The sequence below is a fragment of the Pseudomonas protegens genome (genome assembly GCF_003732485.1).
Lineage (GTDB): Bacteria > Pseudomonadota > Gammaproteobacteria > Pseudomonadales > Pseudomonadaceae > Aquipseudomonas > Aquipseudomonas protegens_B.
The window spans coordinates 120,328-122,885 of record NZ_MOAK01000053.1 but is presented as its reverse complement, the minus strand read 5'-3'; the positions used below and the strand labels follow the sequence as shown (position 1 = coordinate 122,885).

The window sequence follows — 2,558 nt, the reverse complement described above, 5'->3', positions numbered from 1 at the left end:
AAGCAGATTCGTGCCGAGATCGACGCCAACTACCCGGACCGCATGCTCCTGGCCGAGGCCAACCAGTGGCCGGAAGACACCCAGCTCTACTTCGGTGACATAAAGGGCAACGACGGCGACGAATGCCACATGGCCTTCCACTTCCCCTTGATGCCGCGCATGTACATGGCCCTGGCCCAGGAAGACCGGTTCCCCATCACCGATATCCTGCGCCAGACCCCGGAGATTCCGGCCAACTGCCAGTGGGCGATCTTTCTGCGCAACCACGATGAGCTGACCCTGGAAATGGTCACTGACAAGGAGCGTGACTACCTGTGGAACTACTACGCCGCCGACCGCCGGGCACGGATCAACCTGGGGATTCGCCGGCGCCTGGCGCCGCTGATGGAGCGTGACCGCCGCCGCATCGAACTGCTCAACAGCCTGTTGTTGTCGATGCCCGGCACCCCGACCCTGTATTACGGCGACGAGATCGGCATGGGCGACAACATCTACCTGGGTGATCGCGACGGCGTGCGCACGCCAATGCAATGGTCCATCGACCGCAACGGCGGCTTTTCCCGCGCGGACCCGGCCAGCCTGGTGCTGCCGCCGATCATGGATCCGCTGTATGGCTATCAGTCGGTCAACGTCGAAACCCAGTCCGGCGACCCTCACTCCCTGCTCAACTGGACCCGGCGCATGCTGGCGGTGCGCAAGCAGTCCAAGGCCTTTGGCCGCGGCAGCCTGAAGATGCTGTCGCCGAGCAACCGACGGATTCTGGCCTATACCCGGGAATACACGGGGCCTGACGGCAAGCAGGAGATCATCCTGTGTGTGGCCAACGTCTCGCGCAGTGCCCAGGCAGCGGAGCTGGACCTCTCGGCGTTCGCCGGCATGGTGCCGGTGGAGATGCTCGGCGGTAACGCCTTTCCGCCCATCGGCCAGCTGAATTTCCTCCTGACCCTGGCGCCCTACGGTTTCTACTGGTTCGTCCTCGCGGTGGAAAACCAGATGCCCAGCTGGCACGTGGAGCCGGCCCAGAGCCTGCCGGACTTCACCACCCTGGTGCTGAAGAAACGCCTCGAAGAATTGCTCGAAGCGCCGTCGCGCACCACGCTGGAGCAGGAAGTGCTGCCCAACTGGCTGCCCAAGCGTCGCTGGTTTGCCGGCAAGGACAGCGCCATCGCACAGGCGCAGATCGCCTACGGCGTGCGCTTTGGCGACCCGCAGCATCCGGTGCTGCTCAGCGAGATCCACGTCACCAGTGACGGGCAGAGCCACCGCTATCAACTGCCCTTCGGCCTGCTCGCAGAAGAGCAGCTCAGCAGCGCCTTGCCTCAGCAACTGGCCATGGCCCGGGTACGTCGCGGGCGCCAGGTGGGGCTGATCACCGACGCCTTCGCCCTCGACAGCTTCGTGCGCAACGTGCTGCTGGCGCTGCAGGACGGCACCCGGCTGGACAGCGAACAGGGGCAGATCCGTTTCGAGGCCACCGCGCAATTGGCGGCGCTGGGCCTGGGCGCCGACGCCGAGGTGCGCTACCTGTCGGCGGAGCAATCCAACAGCTCGGTGGTGGTGGGTGGCAGCCTGGTGCTCAAGCTGATCCGCAAGGTGGCGGGGGGCATTCACCCGGAACTGGAAATGGGCGCCTTCCTCACCGCTGCCGGCTTTGCCCATATCTCGCCGCTGCTGGGCTCGGTGCTGCGCCGTGATGCCCAGGGCGAAGATCATCTGCTGATGATTGCCCAGGGCTACCTGAACAATCAGGGCGACGCCTGGGAATGGACCCAGAACAACCTGGAACGGGCGATCCGCGACGAACTGGCCGAGGCCATGTCCGAACAGGAGCAGCACTACAACGCCCTGGGCGAGCTCGAGGATTTCGCCGGCCTGCTGGGCCAGCGCCTGGGGGAAATGCACCTGCTGCTGGCGGCCCCCAGCGACAACCCGGATTTCGCTCCCGAGCACGCCACCGCCAAGCACACCCAGGCCTGGAGTCACCAGGTCGCCGGGCAACTGGAACGCGGGTTGCAGTTGCTTGAGCAGCATCGGGCGGGGCTGGCTGCGGGAGAGCAGAAACTGGTGGGCAAATTGTTGCAGCATAAGGCGCTGATCCTGGGTCACATCCAGCAGTTGGCCAAACCGTTGGTGGGGGGCGTGCGCATTCGCGTCCACGGCGACCTGCACCTGGGGCAGGTGCTGGTGATCAAGGGCGATGCCTACCTGATCGACTTCGAGGGCGAGCCGGCCCGGCCCCTGGCCGAGCGGCGGGGCAAGCACAGCCCCTACAAGGATGTCAGCGGGGTCCTGCGTTCCTTCGACTACGCGGCGGCCATGGCCCTGGAAGCACCAGCCGTGGACGGTGCACCGGGGGCGGCGGCAGGGCGGCGCAAAGTGGTGACGCGCTATTTGCGTGAGGCGCGGCAGACCTTTGTCGAGGCGTATCGGCTGGCGACGGCTAATCTTGCCCATGGCTGGCAGGACCCGGCGGCAGCGGATGCCGCCCTGGCCCTGTTCAGCCTGGAGAAGGCCGCCTATGAGCTGGCCTATGAAGCGGAAAACCGGCCCACCTGGCT

Annotated in this window: 1 protein-coding gene; it reads left to right on the top strand. The window is 65.8% G+C overall.

Annotation, left to right across the window (positions count from 1 at the left end; genetic code table 11):
• Positions 1-2,558, top strand: a 2,558-nt coding sequence (locus BLX41_RS35315; protein ID WP_259744877.1) for a putative maltokinase, incomplete at both ends; no start/stop codon positions are given.